Raw genomic sequence first — 18,329 nt, forward strand, 5'->3', positions numbered from 1 at the left:
CCAGCGGGACGCCTCTCAGCGGGGCGCCGTGAACCGGGCGTCGAGGCGGTAGCGGGACTGGACCGCCAGGGCCGCCGCCATGAGGAGGGCGGGCAGGAGCGTGAAGCCGAGCAGGATGGCCGTGTGCGCGCCGCCCGTCTGGGTGACTTCCTCGCCGGCCCGCGCGGCCGCGTAGCCGCCGAGGGCGAGGGCCGCCGAGTAGAGGTAGGGGCCGACCGCGGCGCCCGTCGCCTCCGTCGCGGTCCACACGCCGGTGTAGGCACCGGTGCGTCCGGTCTCGTCGCCGTCGGCCGCGCGGACCGTGTCGGGGACCATCGAGAACGGGAAGAGCTGAAGCCCCGCGAAGCACACGCCGAGGACGAGCGTGCACAGCACGGGGACGAGGAGTCCGGCCGCCTTGCCCGCCGCCAGGCCGAGCGCCCCGGCGACGAAGAAGCCCTGGCACAGCAGCAGGCAGCGCTGCTTGCCCCAGCTTCGGGAGAGACGGAACCACAGGGGCGTGGTGAGCAGGGCGGGCGCGACGAACGCGGCCATGAGGACGGTGGTGAAGCCGGGGCGGCCCAGCTCGTGCCGGGCGTAGTACGGCAGTCCGGCGAGGACCAGGTGGGTCGTGGTGGAGACCAGGAGGTAGCAGGAGACCAGCACCCGGAAGGGACGGTTGCCGCGCAGGACGTCCCGTACCTGGGCGAGGGCGGGGCCGTGCCGGTCCCCCGTCCTCCGGGCGGGGCCGGGCGCGGGCAGCAGGTCGCGGACGCCGCCGACGCCGACGTACTGGAAGACCACGGTGAAGGCGCCGAGGGCGAGGGCCATGACGACGTACCGGCCGACCGAGTCGCCCTCCCCCGCGAGCAGCGGGGCCAGCGCGCCGCCTACGAGGATGCCGACGGTGAGGACCACCATCCGGAAGGACAGCACCCGGGTGCGGCCGTGGTAGCCGATCTCCATGTCGGTGGGGGTGGCGAGATAGGGCACCTGGTACACGGCGAACAGGGCGTTGGCGACGACGAACCAGGCGGCGACCCACAGGGCGGCGGCCCACGGCCGGTCGGCCACCGGACCGGGGACGGCGAACAGCGCGACGAACGCGGGGGCGAGGGCGCAGCCCGCCGTCAGCAGCCGCAGTCTGTTCCCGCGGCGGGCGCGTTCCCGGTCGGAGAGGGAGCCGACGAACGGGTGCAGGACGATGTCCGCGGCCTTCGGGAGGAGCAGCGCCAGGCCGGCCAGCCAGGGAGTGACTCCGAGGGTGTCGGTGAGGAAGTACAGGAGCAGCAGGCCGGGGACGGTGACGTAGACGCCCATGCCGGCCGAGCCGAGCGCGTAGCGCACGAGCGCGGGGCGGGGCACCTCCGCGCCGTCGCCGGCGTCGGTCGCCAGATCCGTCCGTGCGGCGCGGGCTCTGTCGTCGGGGAGAGGGGCTTCGGATCCTGTGGCGGCGTTCATGAATCCCTCAGGTGTTGGATTGCGAGGTCTGCGGATCCTAGCCAGACTGTGCCGGATGAGGAAGAGCAGCGAGACACCCTCCGCCGCGCGGCCCGCCCGGCGCGGACCCGGCCGGCCCCGCCGGGCGGAGCGGGACGGGCCGTCCACCCGCGAACTGATCCTGCGGGAGGCGACGGAACTGTTCGCCGCGCGCGGCCCCGAGGGGACGTCGCTGCGCGACATCGCGGCGCGGGTCGGCATCGACGTGTCGAGCCTGCACCACCACTTCCCCGCGAAGGAGGAGCTGTACGACGCCTGTTTCGAGCGGGTGCACGCGGCGGAGCGGGAGGCGCTGGCCCCGCTGGTGGCGGGCCTCCGGGAGGCCGCGACGGCCGGCGGGGAGCCGCTGGCGGCGGCGCTGCGGGCGCTCGCGGACGGCTTCGTGGACTTCCTGGAGGAGCATCCGCACACCACGTTCCTGTGGCTGCGCCGCTGGCTGGACCCGGCGCGCGGCACGGGGCTGGACCGGGCGTACGCGCTGCCGCTGTACGGCGAGGTGGAGCAGGCACTGCTGGAGGCGGCGCAGGCGGGCACGGTCCGGGAGACCACGCCGCACGTCACGGTGCGCAGCCTGGTGTGGGCGGCGCACGGCCATGTCACCGCGCTGGCCGCCGCCTCCCCCGCCGACCGGGAGCGGGAGCGCTACGAGTTCCGGCTGTGGGTGCGCCGCTTCCTCGACGCCCTGTACGGGCCGGGGCCCGCACAGGCGCCGTCGGGGTCTGGTGCCGGTGACGGGACTGACGTAATAATCCATCACACGTTGGAATAACTCCACGGAGCGGCCGCACGCGGCGGCCGCGCGGCTCGGGGAAGGGCACGGACGCGATGGGCGCAGGGCGGGGCACGGGGGGACCGGGGCGGGTGGCCGTCGTCGGCGGCGGCACAGCGGGGATCGCGGCCGTGAAGGCGCTGCTCCAGGCGGGCGTCGAGGTGTTCGGCGTCGAACGCGCTCAGGAGCTGGGCGGGTTGTGGCGGCTCTCCCAGGACACCGCCGCGTACGAAGGGCTGCGGCTCAACACGTCCAAGCGGCGCACCGAGTTCGCCGACCATCCGATGCCGGCGGAGTGGCCGGACTACCCGACGCGCGCCCAGCTCCTCGCCTACGTGCAGGACTACGCCGAACGCGTCGACGTCCCCCGGCACTTCCGCACCGGCACGGAACTGACCGCGGCGCGGCGCACCGAGGACGGCTGGCGGCTCGAACTGACCGGCCCCGACGGCGCGTACGAGGAGACGGTCGCGCATCTCGTGGTGGCCAACGGGCACAACCACACGCCACGCCTGCCCGAACCGCCGTACCCCGGCGCGTTCGAGGGCAGCACCTCGCACGCGCACGCCTACCGCGAGCCGTCCGAGTTCGCCGGGCGGCGGGTGCTGGTCGTCGGCACGGGCAACTCGGCCATGGACATCGCGACGGAGCTGGCCGGGCAGGCGGACGAGGTGCTGATCTCCGCCCGGCGCGGGGTGTGGGTGCTGCCGAAGACGCTGTTCGGCCGCCCGACCGACCAGTGGAACGGCGCGCTGGCGGCCGTGCTGCCGTGGCGGCTGCGCCAGCGGATCTCGCAGACGATGCTGCGGCTGGCCGCCCGGGGCACGGAGGGGCCGGGGCTTCCGCCGTCGCCCGAGGGCGTGCTCCAGGACCACCCGACGCTGAGCGACACGGTCCCCGGTCTTGTGCGCGCCGGGAAGATCGGCGTCCGGGCGGGCATCGAGCGCTTCGAGGGGCGCCGGGTGCGCTTCACCGACGGGCGGGAGGACGAGGTGGACCATGTGCTGTGGTGCACCGGGTACCGGGCGACCGTGCCGTTCCTCGACCCCGCCCTGGTGCCGGACCCGGCCCGGCTGCCGCTGTACCGGCATGTGTTCCCGCTGGACGACGACGCCCTGTCCTTCGTGGGGCTGATGCAGTCGACGGGGTCGGCGCTGCCGGTGGTGGAGGCGCAGAGCCGGCTGCTCGCCGCGTACGTGACCGGGCGGCTCCGCAGGCCGTCGCGGGACCGGATGCTGGCGTCGGTCACCGCCGAACTGCACGCGGCACGGGAACGCTGGGGCGACAAGCGGCCGCACATGCGGATCGACGTGGACCAGTACCTGCGCCAGGTGGCGCGGGACCTGGAGGGCGTACGGAGGGCGACGCCGCTCGCCGGGCGGCGGGTGATCGTGACGGGCGCGGCGGGGACGTTCGGGCGGGCGCTGGGTGAGCGCTTCACCGAACTCGGCGCGCGGGTCGTCGGGTTGGACCTGCACGCCGACGCGTCGGCGCCGGTGCCGGTGGTGGGCTGCGACCTGACCGACCCCGAGTCGGTGACGAAGGGCGTCGAGGAGGCCGTACGGCTGCTCGGCGGGGGCGTGGACGTGCTGGTGAACAACGCCGGCCGGGGCGGGCCGGCGCCGGCGGAGCTGCGGCCGTCGACGGAGGTCCACGCCCAGCTCGATCTCAACCTGCTGGGCGCGTGGGAGGTGACCGGCGCGGCCCTCCCCCATCTCGAACGGGCGCGTGGCCGGGTGGTGTTCATCGCCTCGCGGATGGCGGTCCTGCCGCTGCCGCTGGCCGCCGCGTACGGGGTGTCCAAGCGGGCGCTCGCCGCGTACGCGGACACGCTGCGGCTGGAGGTCGGCACGCACGTCGGTGTGACGACCGTCTATCCGAGCATGGTGCGCAGCCCGATCCACGACAGCACGCGCGAGGCGGGCCTCTCCCTGGACGGGGTGTCGCGGCCGGAGCCGCTGGAGGGCGTGGTGTCGGCGGTGGTCGCCGCGGTGACCGCGCGGCGGGCCCCGCGTGACGTGGCGACGACACGGCGCGGCCGGGCGGAGATGGCGCTGGCCCGCCACGCCCCGGCCCTGGCCGACCGCATCGTGCGCCGCACGGTCGCGGCACGGGTGGCGGCGGGCGCCTTCGCGAAGGCCCCGCTGGCGGAAGGGCTGCGGAGGCGGTACGGGCGGGCCGACCAGGAGGGCGTCGGCGTAGCCGTCCCGGACCGGGAGTCGTAGGCGTCCCGGCCGGTGTGGATGCTGTCCTGGTTGCTGAGGGACCACTGCGGCAGGGGTGCGGTGGCCTCGCACAGGGTGGGGCACGACTGCATGATCACGATGTCGGTCGAACTGAGTGAACTGCTGCTCGACGTGGCCTGTCAGACGGGGGCGGCCGGGACGCGCACCGTCTCCACCCAGTGCGGCGGCTCGGGCGCGTCCTCGCCGATCAGGGCCGCGATCAGACGGCAGGACGGCGTTTCGGCGGGCCAGGGGGTGAACCCGTCGGTGAGGACGATCACGACCGACGGGCGTTCCGGGGAGGCGAGCGCGGCGTCGATGCCGACGCGCATGTCCGTGCCGCCCCCGCCGCCGAGCGTGACCTGCTCGGTCGACGTCACCCTCGACACGGCGTGCACATCGGCGTCGCAGGCGAGGACGGTGACGCGGTTGCCGCGCACGCCGACTTCGCGCAGGACGCCGGTGATCTCGCCCAGCGCCGCCGCGAGTTCCGCGTCGCCCATCGAGCCCGAGGTGTCGACGACGACGGCCACCCGGGGCAGCGGACGGCGCAGGCTCGGCAGGACCACACCGCGCAGTGCCGGGGTGCGGCGCGAAGGGCGGCGGTAGGTGTAGTCGACGGCGCCGCCCGCCCAGGCGGCGGCCTCCCGTACCGCGCCGGTCAGGGCCTGCCGCCAGTCGACCGTGGGTTCCAGGACCTCCTCGGCCCAGCGCTGCCAGCCGCCGGGCAGGGTGCCACGGGAGCGCAGGTGGGCGCGCATCGCCTCGGCGGTGTGCCGCCGCAGTGCCTGCGCCTCGGCCTCACCGACCCCGTCGGGGCCGTCGGTCTGCGGGAGTTCCCACGGTGCGGAGGTGCCGTGGGCGCCCGAACCGCAGTCGTGCTCCCGGACGTGCGGGGGCAGTATCGGCAGGTACTCCTCGAACAGCCGGCCGTCGGGCAGGCCGTAGAGACGGGGTTCCACGCGTCCGGCGGGCAGGCGCAGGCCGTCGGCGAGGAGGTCGTCGTTGATCTCGCAGTCCTGGGCGACGTTGACGCGGTAGTGGTCGCGCTGGTCGGCGGCGGGGAGCCGTCCGGCGCGGCCGTGGTGATCGCGCAGCAGATGGGCCACCTCGTGGATCCACACGCCCGCCAGCTCCTCGACGGGCGTCGCATCGACGAACGCGGGCGAGACGTAGCAGCGCCAGTGCCGGTCCACGCCCATCGTCGGCACCGCGCTGCTCGCCACGATGCCGAGTGCGTACAGCGCCGACGCCAGGTAGGGGCGGTCGTGTGCCGCGCGGTAGCGGGCGGCGAGGAGTTTGGTGCGGTCCAGGCCGCCGCGGGGGTCCGTCATGCCCGCTCGTCTCAACGGCCGCCGGGCAGGGCCCCGGACAGCCGCAGCAGGTCCAGGAACGCGTCGATGCCGGGCGGTACGGGCCAGTCCAGCCGGCGCATCGCCGCGAGGTCGGTGGCGGCACGGGCCGCCACGTCCGGCACGCCCGCGTCCACCGCCTTGGCCAGCACGGCCCAGGCGGCTTCCCAGCGGGGCCGCGTGAGGTCGCTCTGCACGGCGGCGACGATCGCGATGAGGAAGGCCAGCTGCCGGTCGCCGCGGTCCGGCAGCGCGAACGCGCCGGGGTCGGCGAGGACCCGCTCGGGGTCGGGCAGGTCCAGGTGCTCCAGGTACGACAGCAGTTCGATGCCCGCGCCGTCCCCGACGGCCCCGGTGAGCGCGGCGGCCGTCGCCTCACGGCCCGCGCCGGTCGCGTACGCCGTGGCCAGCAGCCGCAGCGCCATCTCCCAGGTGCGGGGGGACGGCCAGGAGCGGCCCCGGGCTTCCGCGTCGCCGGGGAGCTGGTGGACCAGGCCGGGGCGGGCGGTGAGGAATCCGGAGACGGCGCCGCGCGCCCGCGCCACGGCGCCGGGCACCTTGGCGGGGTCGACGACCGGGACCGTCGCCTCCGGCCAGGTTCCGGCCATGCCTCGTGCCACCGTGGCCGGGTCGTGGGTCCAGTGGAGATGGACGAAGCGGTTGGCGAGCGGCGGGCTGAGGTGCCAGCCGTCCGCCGCGCTCGACGGCGGGTTGGCGGCGGCGACGATCCGCACCGCGTCGGGCAGGACCAGGCTGCCGATCCGGCGTTCCAGCACCACCCGCAGCAGTGCCGCCTGCACCGCCGGGGGCGCGGAGGACAACTCGTCGAAGAAAAGCAGGCCGTGCCCGGCGTCCCGGAGACGGACCGCCCAGTCGGGCGGGGCCATGGGCACGCCGGTCGCCGCCGGGTCCTCGCCGACGATCGGCAGCCCGGCGAAGTCCGAGGGCTCGTGGACGCTCGCGATGACCGTCTCCAGCGGGAGGCCGAGTCCGGCCGCGAGCTGTTCCAGTCCGGCCGACTTGCCGATGCCGGGTTCGCCCCACAGCAGGACGGGCTGGTTGGCCGTCACCGCGAGGGAGAGCGCCTCCAGTTGGGGGCTGCCGGCGGGTTCCGTGCGGCGCGCGCGCAGCCGGGTGACGAGGGCGTCGGCGCCGACCAGCGGGTCGGGGGCGGGGGTGGTGGTCACGGCTGGGTTCCTCGGTTACTCGCTGTGCTGGGCGGGCTCCCGCCGGGCGGGGACGGGTGCGGGTCGGTGGCTGTCGCGCCGGGCGCGTCAGTCGTCGTCCTCGTCGTCACGGAACAGATGGTCGTCCCACCAGTCGGCGCCGACGTCCGGATGTTCCTCCCTCACGCGCTTCTCCAGGAAGGCCAGGTCGGAGCGGCGGTAACGGCGGACGACGTGCGCCAGCGACAGCTCCATGCGGTCCTCGACGTCGATCCGGGCGCCCGCCTCGAGCAGCGCCTCCACGAGAGCCCTGGAGCCTCCCTCGGCGACCGCCGTGAACAGTGGGGTTCGGGCCTGCGCGTCCCGCGCCTCCAGGTCGAGCCCCGCCGCGAGCAGCCGGGGCAGCAGCTGCTCGTGGTCGACGAGGTTGAGGATGTGGAGCAGCGAGCGTCCGGCGGCGTCCCGGACGCGGCAGTCCATGCCCAGGTCGAGGAGGCGGAGCACGCCGTCGATGTCGCCGTGCTGGGCGCGGAGGAACAGGTCGCTGCGCTGGGCGCGGAGTGCTTTCGGCAGCCGGCCGTCGCCCGACGCCCAGGTCTGCTCCACGGCGAAGCACCCGGCGACGGCACCGCCGAAGGCGCGCAGGGCCCGCTCGCGCTGCTGTTCCTCGTCGCTGTGCGGCATCCGGAGCAGGGCGCCCGGCCGGAAGCCGACCTCGTGCCACTCGCCCCGGCAGCGCACCCGGACGGGCGGAGGGGCCTCGGGGCCCGGTGGTCCGCCGATTCCGCCGTCGATTCCGCCGTCGGGGCGGACGCCGGGGAACAGAGCCTCGCCGACCAGCGGATGCAGGTGTTCCGGCTCGATCCCGCCCACCCGGAGCAGATCGAGGTCGGGGAGCCTGCGCCAGAGCGTCCCGGGAAGGAAGGGGAGGTCCTGTACCTCCTCGCTGTCCACGACCCTCAGCGTGAGACCGGTGGCCGTCGGTTCCAGCAGAAGACGCGTGCGCCAGTCGGCGGGGAGCAGGAAGCGGTCGCCGACGCCCTCGCCCCGCAGCCGGCCGACCTCCCGCGCCAGGCGGGTGTGGTCGAACGCGAGGCTGTCGACGAGCGCCGTCGAATTGACCCGGTACCAGCGGGGGACGGTGCCCGGCACCGACAGGTCGGCGTCGATCCCGGCGGCGGCGAAGGCCTCCTGGGTCTCCCCCTTCTCGTGCAGCAGCGTCGCCCACTCGGCCCGTGCGGCCGGGTCGCCGTCACCGGGGTCGGAGGAGGGCAGCGCGTCCGGGGCGAGCAGTCCGCCCTCCGCGTCGAAGAACGGGAGCCGTCCAGGACCGCCCGCATGCTCGCGCAGGGCCACGGTGTGCCGGGCGTCCCAGAGGTGCCGGGCGTATCGCCAGTCCTCCGTCATGCCGTCGAAGACGCCGACCGGCCCCTCGGCCGCGAGCGTGCCGAAGCTGAGGGTGACCCGCTGCGGTCCCTGCCGCATCTTGGGCGTGGTGAGGTGCAGGTACGGCGTGGCGCGCGGGCCTTCGTTCGCGCCGACCGGCCGGTACCGGGCGAGGACCACGGTGCGGTCGGTGGCCAGGGTGGTCCAGCCGTCGAGCGTCCGGGGCAGGTGCCAGCGCACCAGGTCGGGGACCAGGTGCCGCAGGTCGTCCTCCAGCGCGGCGGCGACGTCGTGGCCGCAGTGCTCGGCGATCTCCGCCAGGTCGATGTCGGCGTCGAACCGGGCCTCCGCGCAGGCGCCCCGCCAGTCACCCGCGTGACGGCGTTCGGTCGCGCGCTCGATCATGGTGCCGGGTACGGCGTAGCGGCGGATCCGGCGCCAGCTCGACGCCGTCGCCGGCGAGTAGCACGCGGGTGCGGTGCGGCGGCTCACCGGTAGACGCTCCCTATCGCGCGCAGGTCGGGGTGGGCGGCGGTCGTGGGCCGCAGACGCCGGGTGAAGGAGCGCTTCACCTTGCGGGGCAGCCCGGGGCCCAGGCCGACGTACTCCAGCGGGGAGTCGTCCGGGACGGCCGCCAGGAGGGACTTGGCGCCGCGTCCGGTGAGGCCGGTGTGGCGCAGCTCCAGCCGGCGCAGGGGGCTGCCGGGGAGCGCGGAGGCCAGGGCGTGGGCGCCTTCGTCGCCGGTGGCGTTGGCGGGTGCGCCGAGGCTGCGTTCCGACATGGGCCGCCCGAGGTCGAGCGTCTCGATGCCGCCCAGGGCGTCGGCGAGGGCGCGTGCTCCGGCGGGACCGATGCCGTTGCCGCCCAGGCCGAGCCGTACGCGGTGTGCGGAGTCGACGGCGGCGGCCGCGAGCACGGCGGCGCCCCGGTCGCCGAGGTGGTTGGTGGGCAGGTACAGCTCGCGCACCCCCGCGTCCCGGACGAGCGCCGCGAGCAGTCCCGCGGAGTCGGCGGTCAGGCCGTTTCCGCCGAGGAAGAGGCGTTCCACGGGGTGGGGGCGGCTGGTGAGGGCGTCGAGCAGGAGGCGCAGACTGGCTGTCGTGACGCCGGTGTTGACGAGGTCGAGGGTCCGTAGTGCGGTGTTGCGGCGGAGCATCGCGGCGAGGGCCGTGACACCGTCGTCGCCGACGGGGTTGCGCTTGAGCCACAGGGCGCGGACGGTGTCGTCGGCGGAGAGCGCGTCGGCGAGGGCGGTGACGCCGTCGGGGCCGATGCGGTTGCAGCCCAGGTAGAGGGTGCGTAGACCGTGGCCGTCGGCGAGGGCGCGGGCGACCGCCGATGCCCCTTCGTCGCCTATGGCGTTGGTGCCGAGCAGGACGTGCCGGGCGTGCGGGGAGCCCGCCACGGCGGGCATCAGCCGGGCGGCGCCCGCCGCTCCGAGTCCCTGCTTGCACAGGTCGGCCCGGCCGTTCGCGCGAAGGGTGCCGAGCGGGAAGGTCTCGTCGTCCTCGACCGCCCGGTCCGAGCCGAGCCTCGCGAGCAGCGGGTCCAGGCCCGCGGGATCGGCGGCCGGGACGTCCGGGTGCTCGATCGCCGGGCAGCGCACGGGGGTCGGCTGCGTCATCACCACTCCACCGGTCCGTCGCCGGTGTCCGGTCCGCCGGGGGCGGTACGGCCCCCGCCCGCCCGTGACGGACCGACGTCTGTCGACGTTTCTCCACGACTAGGGCGGCAAGACCGGTCGGATTCGAACCGACGTCCTCCAGCTTGATGCGTGGGCGCGACGACCTCTGCGCTACGGCCTTGCCAGTCGACGATCATAGTCGAACCAGCCGCAGAATTCGATCACTTGTACGGAAAAAGCGCGCTGACCCGTGGTCCTGGCGGCGCCCTCAGCCCGACGACACCGGCAGCACGTCCGGGGCCAGCGCCGCCGCCCGCGCCGTCGCCGCCGTCATCCGGCGGCGGTGGTGGCGCCGGCACAGCACCTCGTAGCCGATCTCGTCCGTGGACCCGGTCACGTCGCCGACGACGACCTGGGCGCCCTCGACGACCATGACCCCGCCGACCGTGCGGGCGTTGTGCGTGGCGCGGGCGCCGCACCAGCACAGGGCCTCGACCTGGAGCACCTCGACGCGGTCGGCGAGTTCGACCAGGCGCTGGGAGCCGGGGAACAGCTTGGAGCGGAAGTCTGTGGTGATGCCGAACGCGTAGACGTCGAGGTCCAGGTCGTCCACCACGCGCGCGAGCTGGTCGATCTGCTCCGGGTCGAGGAACTGCGCCTCGTCGGCGATCACGTAGTCCGCGCGCCGGCCCTGCGAAAGATGGTCGACGAGGTGGGCGTACAGGTCGGCGCCGTCGCCGACCTCCACCGCGTCGGTGACCAGGCCCAGGCGGGAGGAGAGCTTGCCCTCGCCGGCCCGGTCGTTGCGCGTGAAGATCATGCCGACCAGGCCGCGTGCCGAGCGGTTGTGCTCGATCTGCAGAGCGAGGGTCGACTTCCCGCAGTCCATCGTTCCGCAGAAGAACACCAGCTCGGACATCAGGGGTCGGCAACCTTTCGGCAGGAATCAGGGAGGGCGGAACGCTTCAGGAGCGTACTTCGAGCAGGGGGACCAACTGCTCGGCAGGGGTCATGGAGCCGTGGTTGCCGACCATCGCCGACTCCCTGGGCTCCCGCTCCGAGGCGATGAGCAGGACGTCGTCCCTGGCGGCGGCGATGACGTCGCCGATCCGGTGGTACACCCGGTCGTCGACCTCCGGCCCGAACCACCCCGCCGCGACCGCCTCGGCGCGGGAGGCGACCCAGAACTGCTCGCCGAGCACCTCGCGCCAGCACGCCAGCACGTCGCCCGCGGCGCCCGGCACCGCGTACACATGGCGCGCGCGGCCCTCGCCGCCGAGCAGGGCGACGCCCGCCTTCAGTTCCCAGTCCTCGTCGAAGTCGATGCGGTGCGTCTCGTCGAAGGGGATGTCGACCATGCCGTGGTCGGCCGTGACGTACAGGGCGCTGCGCGGCGGGAGTTGCTCGGCGAGGCGCTGCACCAGGCGGTCGACGTACATGAGCTGGCCGCGCCAGGTGTCGGAGTCGACGCCGAAGCGATGACCGGCGCCGTCGACCTCCGCGTAGTACGTGTAGACCAGCGAGCGGTCGGCGGCGGCCAGTTGCTCGGCGGCGGCGTCCATGCGGTCCTCGCCGGACAGCCGCCCCTGGAAGGTTCCGCCGCTCAGCGCGACCTTCGTCAGCGGGGTGTTGGCGAAGGTCGGGGAGGACACCTGCGCGGCGTGCACGCCCGCGCGGTGCGCCAGCTCGAACACCGTCGGGTACGGCTGCCAGGCGCCCGGCGGGGTCCAGGGCTGCCAGCGCAGCTGGTTCATCAGCTCGCCGGTGTCCGGGTCGCGCACGGTGTATCCGGGCAGTCCGTGGGCGCCCGGGGGCAGGCCGGTGCCGACGGAGGCGAGGGAGGTCGCGGTGGTCGCCGGGTAGCCGGCGGTGATCGGGCGTCCGGTGCCGCCGCGCGAGGCGGACAGCAGGGACGTCATGAACGGCGCCTCCTCCGGGTGGGCCTTGAGCTGCTCCCAGCCGAGGCCGTCGATGAGGAAGACGCAGTTGCGGTCGGCGGGGGTGAGCTCGCCGATGCCCGCGGTCATGCCCGGGACGCCGAGGCCGGCGGCGAGGGTGGGCAGCAGGTCGGCCAGGGAGCCGGTGCCGTAGGCCGGGACGGGCGCGGAGCCGACGGGGAGGGGCTCCGGGTGGGTGTCCCAGACACCGGGCGTCAGGTGTCCGCGGTCGTGGGCGGCGGGCGGGGGGTGAGCCATCAGCGCAGGTCCGCGGTCGCCTCGGACAGGGCCTGGGCGAAGGCGAGCGCCTGGCGCACGGTCTCCGGACCGTCGCCCGCCTCGCTGACGCGCAGGCTCAGGTCGTCGGCCGTCGAGCTGCCCGTGTAGCCGTGGTCGGCCTCGCAGTCGGGGTCGCCGCAGGCGGCCGGCTCCAGGTCGATGCGGGAGACCGCGCCCCAGCCGATGGTGAGCACGATCTCGCGCGGCAGCGTGCCCGGCTTGTACGACTCCGGGTTGGCGACCACGCGGCTGACCACGATCGACGAGATCCGGCCGAGCTTGACCGACTCGGTGGACGTGGTGGCGTAGGGGGTCGGGGAGGTGCTGTCCGCGGCCTGCTCGTCGGTGTGGCTGACGATGAAGCGGTTGGCGGTGAGGACGAGCACGGTCACGTGCCGCCGCACCTCGTTCTGGTCGAACGTCGTCTCCTGGTGGACCAGATACGACCGGATGGGCTCGCCGCCCACGGCGGCCTCCACCGCCTCGGCCACGAGGGCCGGGTAGTAGCCGCTGCGCTCGATCGCCGCCCGCAGCCCCTGGGTCGTCGTACTGGTCTTGGCCATGTGGCCCATCCTACGGGTGGCCACTGACTGCGAGGCACCGCTCGCCGCCGGTCAGTACGCGGGGAGGGTCCGGGGCCCGTGGTCGTCGCGGGCGGGCGGCGGCGCGAGACGTACGGAGGCGCCGAGGACGCTGATGCCGTGCGGGGCGACGACGACCGGCTCCAGGGTGACCGCGACGACCTCGGGGTGGTCGTGGACCAGGCGCGACACCCGCAGCATCAGTTCCTCCAGCGCGGGGGTGTCGACGGGCGCCGAGCCGCGCCAGCCGAACAGCAGCGGGGCCGTGCGGATCGACCGGACCAGGGAGGTGGCGTCCCGGTCGGTGACGGGGATCAGGCGGTGCGCCATGTCGCCGAGCAGCTGGGATGCGGCCCCGGCGAGCCCGAACGACAGCACGGCGCCGGCCGCGGGGTCGATGACGGCGCGGACCACCGTGTCCACCCCGCGGGGGGCCATGCGCTGCACCACGGGGCGCAGCTCCTCCGGGCTGCCGAACAGCTCGGTGAGCTCGGCGTACGCCCGGCGCAGCTGCTCCTCGTCGGCGAGGTCGAGCCGGACGCCGCCCAGGTCGGCGCGGTGCCTGAGGTGCGGGGCGGTCGCCTTGAGGGCGACCGGGTAGCCGAGGGCGCCGGCGGCCTCGACGGCGGCTCCGGGGGTGAGTGCGGGCAGCGCGCGGTGGACGTGGACACCGTAGGCGGCGAGCAGTTCGCAGGTGGCGTCGGTGGTGAGGGTGAGGCCCTGGCCGCGGGCGAGCAGCCCCTCGATCAGGGTGGCGGCGCCCCGCTCGTCGATGTCCTCGTACTCGGGCACCTTGCCGGGTTCGGCCGCGTCCCGCCGCCACTGCCCGTACGCCACGGCCTGCGCGAGCGCCCGGACGGCGCGCTCGGCCGCCGGATAGGCGGGAATGGGGTGCGTGCCCTCGCGGGGTGCGTCCTCGGCGGGCGGTGCGAGGGCGGCTGCGCCCTTGTCGTCCGTCCGTGCGCCCTCGTCCGCCGCCGTGCGGCCTTCCACGCGCTCCTCCGTGCGGTGGGCCGGGTCGGGGCCGGAGGCAGCGCCCGGCTGGGGCGCCGTGCTCGTCGCGGCGGACAGGGCCTCCGCGAGGCCGCCCAGTTCGACGTGGACCACGAGGACCGGCTTGGTGGGCTGCTCGGCGGCGGCCGAGCGCAGCGCTTCCGCCAGGGCGGCGTCACCGACCGATCCCTCGCCCACCGAGGGGATGGCGGTGACGACGACGGCGTCGGAGGAGTCGTCGGCCAGCGCGCGGGAGAGCGCGGCGTGGAAGTCGGCCGCGGAGGCGGCGGTGGTGAGGTCCTGCGGCGGGTGCGGGCGCAGCCCTTCGGCGAGGCAGGCGTCGTAGGTGAGCAGGCCCAGGGACTCGGAGTTGCCGAGGATCGCCACCCGGGGTCCGGCGGGGAGGGGCTGGCGGGCGAGCAGCAGGCCGGCGTCGACCAGGTCGGTGATGGTGTCCACGCGGATCACCCCGGCCTGGCGCAGCAGGGCGGAGACCGTGGCGTGCGGCAGCTGGGTCGCGCGGACGGCGTGCCCGCGCGGTCCCGCCCCGTGGCGCGCGCCCTGCACCACGACCAGAGGCTTGGCGGCGGCGGTGCGGCGTGCGAGGCGGGTGAACTTGCGGGGGTTGCCGATGGACTCCAGGTACATCAGGGCGACGTCGGTGTCGGCGTCCTCGTACCAGTACTGCAGGACGTCGTTGCCGGAGACGTCGGCGCGGTTGCCGGAGGAGACGAACGTGGACAGGCCGGTGACTCCGGTGACGCCGCCGCCGCGCCGGTGCAGGCGGGACAACAGCGCGACGCCGATGGCGCCGGACTGGGCGAACAGGCCGATGCGACCTGCGCGGGGCATGTCGGGTGCGAGCGAGGCGTTCAGCCGCACCTCGGGCGAGGTGTTGATGACGCCGAAGGAGTTCGGTCCGATGATCCGCATGCCGTAGCTGCGGGCCTGCCGGACCAGGGCGCGCTGGCGCTCCCTGCCCTCGGGGCCGGACTCGGCGTAGCCGGCGGAGACCACGACGAGGCCCTGGACGTCGTGCTCGCCGCACTCGGCGACGACCTCGGGGACGCGGTCGGCGGGCACCGCGACGACCGCGAGGTCCACGGGCCCGTCGATGTCGCGCACGGAGCGGAAGGCGGGGACGCCGTCGAGCTCCTTCTGCCCCTCCGGCAGCGCGCCGTTCACGGCGTAGAGGCGGCCGGTGAAGTCTCCGTCGCGGATGTTGCCGAGGATGCTGCGTCCCACGCCGCCGGGGGTGCGGCCGGTGCCGATGACGGCGACCGCGCCGGGCGCGAGGAGCCGCTGCACGGAGCGGGCCTCCGCACGCTGTTCGCGCGCGTGCTGCACGGCCAGGGAGCGGTCGGTGGGTTCGAGGCCGAACTCCAGGCGGACGACGCCGTCCTCGAAGCTGCGCTTCTGGGTGTACCCGGCGTCGGTGAACACCTTGATCATCTTGGTGTTGGCGGGCAGCACCTCGGCGGCGAACCGGCGGATGCCGCGCTCACGCGCGACCGCGGCGATGTGTTCCAGGAGGGCGGAGGCGACGCCCCGGCCCTGGTGGGCGTCCTGCACCAGGAAGGCGACCTCGGCCTCGTCGGCCTCCGCGCCGGTGGCGGGCCGCCCGCCGGCGCCGATGCGGTCGTAGCGCACGGTGCCGATGAAGTCGTCCCCGACGGTCGCCGCGAGCCCGACCCGGTCGACGAAGTCGTGGTGGGTGAAGCGGTGCACGTCCTTGGCCGACAGCCGCGGGTAGGGCGCGAAGAAGCGGTAGTACTTCGACTCGTCGGACACCTGCTCGTAGAAGCTGACCAGGCGCTCCGCGTCGTCGGCGGTGATGGGGCGGATGCGCGCGGTGCCGCCGTCGCGCAGCACCACGTCGGCCTCCCAGTGGGCGGGGTACTCGTGGCGGTCCGACGAGGTCTGCATGGGCCCCAGAGTACGGCTCGCGTCCGGCGGCGGCGCGAGGCAGTCTGTGGTGGACGACCGCCGGGCCGAGGCCGCGGCCCGGCAGTCGTGGAGGCCGTCCCGGACGCCGCTCCGGGCACGCGCCACGATATGGAAGACTGGTCTAGACAACCCTGAACAGCGAAGGGCAGCAACACATGGCTGAGCGCCGCGTCAACGTCGGCTGGGCCGAGGGTCTCCACGCCCGCCCCGCCTCCATCTTCGTCCGAGCCGCCACGGCCGCAGGCGTCCCCGTGACGATCGCCAAGGCCGGGGGCACCCCCGTCAACGCGGCCTCGATGCTGGCCGTCCTGGGCCTGGGCGCCCAGGGCGGTGAAGAGATCGTCCTCGCCTCCGACGCCGAGGGTGCGGACGCCGCCCTCGACCGTCTGGCGAAGCTGGTCGCCGAGGGTCTCGAGGAACTCCCCGAGACCGTCTGAACCAGAATTCCGCACGCGAAGGCCGTGCGACACGGAAAGGCCCGCCCGGATCACCGGGCGGGCCTTTCCCATTCCCATTTCGGGGCAGCAGAAATAGCCCCCGCCATTTACGCCCTCTTTGTATACGGGACCCGTGTTAATGGCGCAGGCTCGGCATGTTTACGGGATGTTGCGAGTTCCTCACACGGTCCGTGCGGACGGCTCGCTCGGCGCCGGAGCCGAACCGCAGCCGGTGTCCGGCCTTCGCCTGCTCGGTGTGCAGCGCCGTGAGCGACCGCGCCCGCTCGCCGTCGCCGCGCGCCACGGCGTCCACGATCGCGCCGTGCTCCGCCCAGTACGCGACCGGGTCGGGCGGTCCGTCGACCGCGTACATCCAGGCGATCTTGTGCCTGACCTGGGTCAGCATCGACGTCAGCGCCGGGCTGCCTGAGGCCTGGGCGAGCGTCTCGTGGAACCAGCCGCCCAGGGAGCGCAGGTCGTCGCTGTTGCCCTGACGTGCGCGTTCCTGTCCCAGCCTGACCAGGCCGCGCAGCACCTTGAGATGGGCGTCGGTGCGCCTCTGGGCCGCCCGGGAGGCGCCCAGGGGCTCAAGGAGCTGGCGCATCTCCAGCAGGTCGGCGGCCTCCTGCTCGGTGGGCTCGGCCACGCACGCGCCCGCGTGCCGCCGGGTCACCACGAACCCCTCGGCCTCCAGGGTGCGCAGCGCCTCCCGGACCGGAACGCGGGAGACCCCGTAGCGGCGGGCGAGCAGTTCCTCGGTGAGCCGGGCCCCGCGCTCGTAGACACCGGCGACGATGTCGTCCCGGATCGCCGTGCACACCGAGTGCGCGGGAATACGCATGACCGACCTCCGGCTTAATCCCCGTGAAACGTCGACGATTGACGTCCGTTCGTGACTCTATTGCAATCGACGACAATTTCCGACGGGGGACCGGAATCCATACATAATTTTTGGACAGGCGGCGCCCGCGCGGAAGGGTTCGAAAACGGCGAAAGCCCCGGCTCGTGGGAGCCGGGGCCCGGAAGGCGGGAGGGTGCGCCTCAGATGTTCACGCCGTGCGACCGGAGGTAGGAGACCGGGTCGAGGTCGGAGCCGTACTCGGCGGACATGCGCGCCTCGAAGTGCAGGTGGGCGCCGGTGACGTTCCCGGTGGCGCCGGACAGGCCGATCTGCTGGCCGGCGGTGACCTCCTGCCCCGCCGACACGGAGACGGACGACAGGTGCGCGTACTGGGTGTACGTGCCGTCGTGCATCTTGATGACGACCTGGTTGCCGTACGCGCCGCCCCAGCCGGCCTCGACGACCGTGCCGACGCCGACGGACTGGACGGGGGTGCCGCCGGCCGCATGGAAGTCGATCCCGGTGTGGCTGCCGGACGACCAGATGGCGCCGCCGCTCTGGTACGCGGTCGACACGTACGAGCCGGGGATCGGGGAGACGAAGGTGTTGAGACGCTTGCGCTCCGCCTCACGCGCGGCGCGCTCCTTCTCGGCGCGGGCCTTCTGGGCCTCCTCGACGGCGCGCTCGCGGGCCGCCTCCTCGGCGGCCTTGCGCGCGGCCTCCTGGGCCGCCACGCGGGCGGCCTCGTGCTGGGCGGCGGCCTGGGCGTCGACGCGGTCGGCGACCACGTCGCCGAGGGTGACGACAGGGGTGAGACCGGTCTGCGCCGCGGCCGGTTCGGCGGCGAGCGCGGGGGCCGCGAGGGAGCCGACGACGCCGGTGCCCGCGAGGGCCGCGACGCCCGCGGCGCGGGCGGTGCCGCGCTGGACGCGGCTGGGACGACGGTGCTTCCCGGTGGCGCGGGTGAACGCCATGTACAAGCTGGTCCTTTCCTTCCCTCTCGCCTACCGGGTTAGCTGACGGGTTCGGAGCAGGAAGGTCTCCTACGGACCCCCTCGCGACACGCGCGGGCGTCCGATTCACCCCAGGGACTTCGTGTGGGTCCCCGGCTCCCCTGGCTCGCGCCGTACGGGGACTCGGCGATGGCTGTCCGGTGCCGCGGATGCGGCGCACTGCCCGACGAACAGCCCGCACGAAACTAAGCGGGACATCTCGCAATCCTCAAACGAATCCCGGGTTTTGTAGCGCATCCCACAGGGCAGACGGGCAACCTCCGCCCCAATTCGGGCATAAGGGAGCCCCGGTGACGTAC

14 protein-coding genes, 1 pseudogene and 1 riboswitch are annotated in these 18,329 nt (G+C 74.4%); of the genes and pseudogenes, 3 read left to right on the forward strand and 12 right to left on the reverse strand.

Annotated elements, in window-relative coordinates:
• Nucleotides 1–15: 15 nt before the first annotated feature.
• On the reverse strand, nt 16–1,440 hold the full coding sequence (locus ACF1AG_RS08485; RefSeq protein ID WP_359604175.1) for an MFS transporter: 1,425 nt from the start codon (nt 1,438–1,440) through the stop codon (nt 16–18).
• A gap of 55 nt (nt 1,441–1,495) precedes the next feature.
• Between ACF1AG_RS08485 and ACF1AG_RS08490 the strand changes: the two genes are divergently transcribed.
• Nucleotides 1,496–2,248 carry a TetR/AcrR family transcriptional regulator gene (locus ACF1AG_RS08490; protein WP_359604173.1) on the forward strand — a complete coding sequence of 251 codons (753 nt, stop codon included), beginning with the start codon at nt 1,496–1,498 and terminating at the stop codon, nt 2,246–2,248.
• 92 nt (nt 2,249–2,340) lie between these two features.
• Nucleotides 2,341–4,473, forward strand: a complete 2,133-nt coding sequence (locus ACF1AG_RS08495) for an SDR family NAD(P)-dependent oxidoreductase (protein ID WP_359604171.1) — start codon at nt 2,341–2,343, stop codon at nt 4,471–4,473.
• A gap of 140 nt (nt 4,474–4,613) precedes the next feature.
• Here ACF1AG_RS08495 and ACF1AG_RS08500 read toward each other — a convergent pair whose 3' ends face one another.
• The 9 genes and pseudogenes from ACF1AG_RS08500 to ACF1AG_RS08540 form a co-directional block, all read right to left on the reverse strand.
• Nucleotides 4,614–5,807 (reverse strand): VWA-like domain-containing protein, encoded by a 1,194-nt coding sequence (locus ACF1AG_RS08500; RefSeq protein ID WP_359604169.1) that lies wholly within the window; start codon nt 5,805–5,807, stop codon nt 4,614–4,616.
• Nucleotides 5,808–5,818: 11 nt separating this feature from the next.
• The gene (locus tag ACF1AG_RS08505) at nt 5,819–7,012 is read right to left on the reverse strand and encodes an AAA family ATPase (protein ID WP_359604167.1); all 1,194 of its coding nucleotides are present in this window, start codon (nt 7,010–7,012) and stop codon (nt 5,819–5,821) included.
• 87 nt (nt 7,013–7,099) lie between these two features.
• Entirely contained in the window at nt 7,100–8,869 is a 1,770-nt protein-coding gene (locus tag ACF1AG_RS08510; protein WP_359604165.1) for an ankyrin repeat domain-containing protein, read from the reverse strand.
• Nucleotides 8,866–10,002, reverse strand: a complete 1,137-nt coding sequence (locus tag ACF1AG_RS08515; RefSeq protein ID WP_359604163.1) for a gala protein — start codon at nt 10,000–10,002, stop codon at nt 8,866–8,868. The genes ACF1AG_RS08510 and ACF1AG_RS08515 overlap by 4 nt, the downstream gene beginning before the upstream one ends.
• Before the next feature lie 108 nt (nt 10,003–10,110).
• A pseudogene (locus tag ACF1AG_RS08520) lies at nt 10,111–10,183 on the reverse strand.
• Between the two features lie 87 nt (nt 10,184–10,270).
• Nucleotides 10,271–10,921 (reverse strand): thymidine kinase, encoded by a 651-nt coding sequence (locus tag ACF1AG_RS08525; RefSeq protein WP_359604161.1) that lies wholly within the window; start codon nt 10,919–10,921, stop codon nt 10,271–10,273.
• A gap of 46 nt (nt 10,922–10,967) precedes the next feature.
• Nucleotides 10,968–12,197 (reverse strand): nucleotide pyrophosphatase/phosphodiesterase family protein, encoded by a 1,230-nt coding sequence (locus tag ACF1AG_RS08530; RefSeq protein WP_359604159.1) that lies wholly within the window; start codon nt 12,195–12,197, stop codon nt 10,968–10,970.
• Nucleotides 12,197–12,781 (reverse strand): DUF5998 family protein, encoded by a 585-nt coding sequence (locus ACF1AG_RS08535; RefSeq protein ID WP_359604157.1) that lies wholly within the window; start codon nt 12,779–12,781, stop codon nt 12,197–12,199. Before ACF1AG_RS08535 ends, ACF1AG_RS08530 begins: the two co-directional genes overlap by 1 nt.
• Nucleotides 12,782–12,832: 51 nt before the next feature.
• Nucleotides 12,833–15,718 (reverse strand): GNAT family N-acetyltransferase, encoded by a 2,886-nt coding sequence (locus ACF1AG_RS08540; RefSeq protein WP_359604155.1) that lies wholly within the window; start codon nt 15,716–15,718, stop codon nt 12,833–12,835.
• A 176-nt stretch (nt 15,719–15,894) separates the two neighbouring features.
• Between ACF1AG_RS08540 and ACF1AG_RS08545 the strand changes: the two genes are divergently transcribed.
• Entirely contained in the window at nt 15,895–16,176 is a 282-nt protein-coding gene (locus tag ACF1AG_RS08545) for an HPr family phosphocarrier protein (protein ID WP_006136411.1), read from the forward strand.
• A gap of 136 nt (nt 16,177–16,312) precedes the next feature.
• Here the strand turns inward: ACF1AG_RS08545 and ACF1AG_RS08550 are convergent, their stop codons facing one another.
• Both ACF1AG_RS08550 and ACF1AG_RS08555 read right to left on the reverse strand, forming a co-directional pair.
• Nucleotides 16,313–17,017 carry a GntR family transcriptional regulator gene (locus ACF1AG_RS08550; protein ID WP_359604849.1) on the reverse strand — a complete coding sequence of 235 codons (705 nt, stop codon included), beginning with the start codon at nt 17,015–17,017 and terminating at the stop codon, nt 16,313–16,315.
• A 200-nt stretch (nt 17,018–17,217) separates the two neighbouring features.
• Entirely contained in the window at nt 17,218–17,991 is a 774-nt protein-coding gene (locus ACF1AG_RS08555; protein ID WP_359604847.1) for a M23 family metallopeptidase, read from the reverse strand.
• Nucleotides 17,992–18,003: 12 nt separating this feature from the next.
• A riboswitch (cyclic di-AMP (ydaO/yuaA leader) is annotated at nt 18,004–18,169 on the reverse strand.
• Nucleotides 18,170–18,329: the final 160 nt, after the last annotated feature.

Origin of the sequence: Streptomyces sp. NPDC014764 (assembly GCF_043082785.1) — a bacterium.
Classification (GTDB): Bacteria; Actinomycetota; Actinomycetes; order Streptomycetales; family Streptomycetaceae; genus Streptomyces; species Streptomyces althioticus.

Excerpts from the sequence above, each read along its gene's own strand:
- ACF1AG_RS08485 (WP_359604175.1), bottom strand. The coding sequence starts at position 1,440 with ATGAACGCCGCCACAGGATCCGAAGCCCCTCTCCCCGACGACAGAGCC.
- ACF1AG_RS08490 (WP_359604173.1), top strand. The coding sequence starts at position 1,496 with ATGAGGAAGAGCAGCGAGACACCCTCCGCCGCGCGGCCCGCCCGGCGC.
- ACF1AG_RS08500 (WP_359604169.1), bottom strand. The coding sequence starts at position 5,807 with ATGACGGACCCCCGCGGCGGCCTGGACCGCACCAAACTCCTCGCCGCC.
- ACF1AG_RS08515 (WP_359604163.1), bottom strand. The coding sequence starts at position 10,002 with ATGACGCAGCCGACCCCCGTGCGCTGCCCGGCGATCGAGCACCCGGAC.
- ACF1AG_RS08525 (WP_359604161.1), bottom strand. The coding sequence starts at position 10,921 with ATGTCCGAGCTGGTGTTCTTCTGCGGAACGATGGACTGCGGGAAGTCG.
- ACF1AG_RS08530 (WP_359604159.1), bottom strand. The coding sequence starts at position 12,197 with ATGGCTCACCCCCCGCCCGCCGCCCACGACCGCGGACACCTGACGCCC.
- ACF1AG_RS08535 (WP_359604157.1), bottom strand. The coding sequence starts at position 12,781 with ATGGCCAAGACCAGTACGACGACCCAGGGGCTGCGGGCGGCGATCGAG.
- ACF1AG_RS08540 (WP_359604155.1), bottom strand. The coding sequence starts at position 15,718 with ATGCAGACCTCGTCGGACCGCCACGAGTACCCCGCCCACTGGGAGGCC.
- ACF1AG_RS08545 (WP_006136411.1), top strand. The coding sequence starts at position 15,895 with ATGGCTGAGCGCCGCGTCAACGTCGGCTGGGCCGAGGGTCTCCACGCC.
- ACF1AG_RS08550 (WP_359604849.1), bottom strand. The coding sequence starts at position 17,017 with ATGCGTATTCCCGCGCACTCGGTGTGCACGGCGATCCGGGACGACATC.
- ACF1AG_RS08555 (WP_359604847.1), bottom strand. The coding sequence starts at position 17,991 with ATGGCGTTCACCCGCGCCACCGGGAAGCACCGTCGTCCCAGCCGCGTC.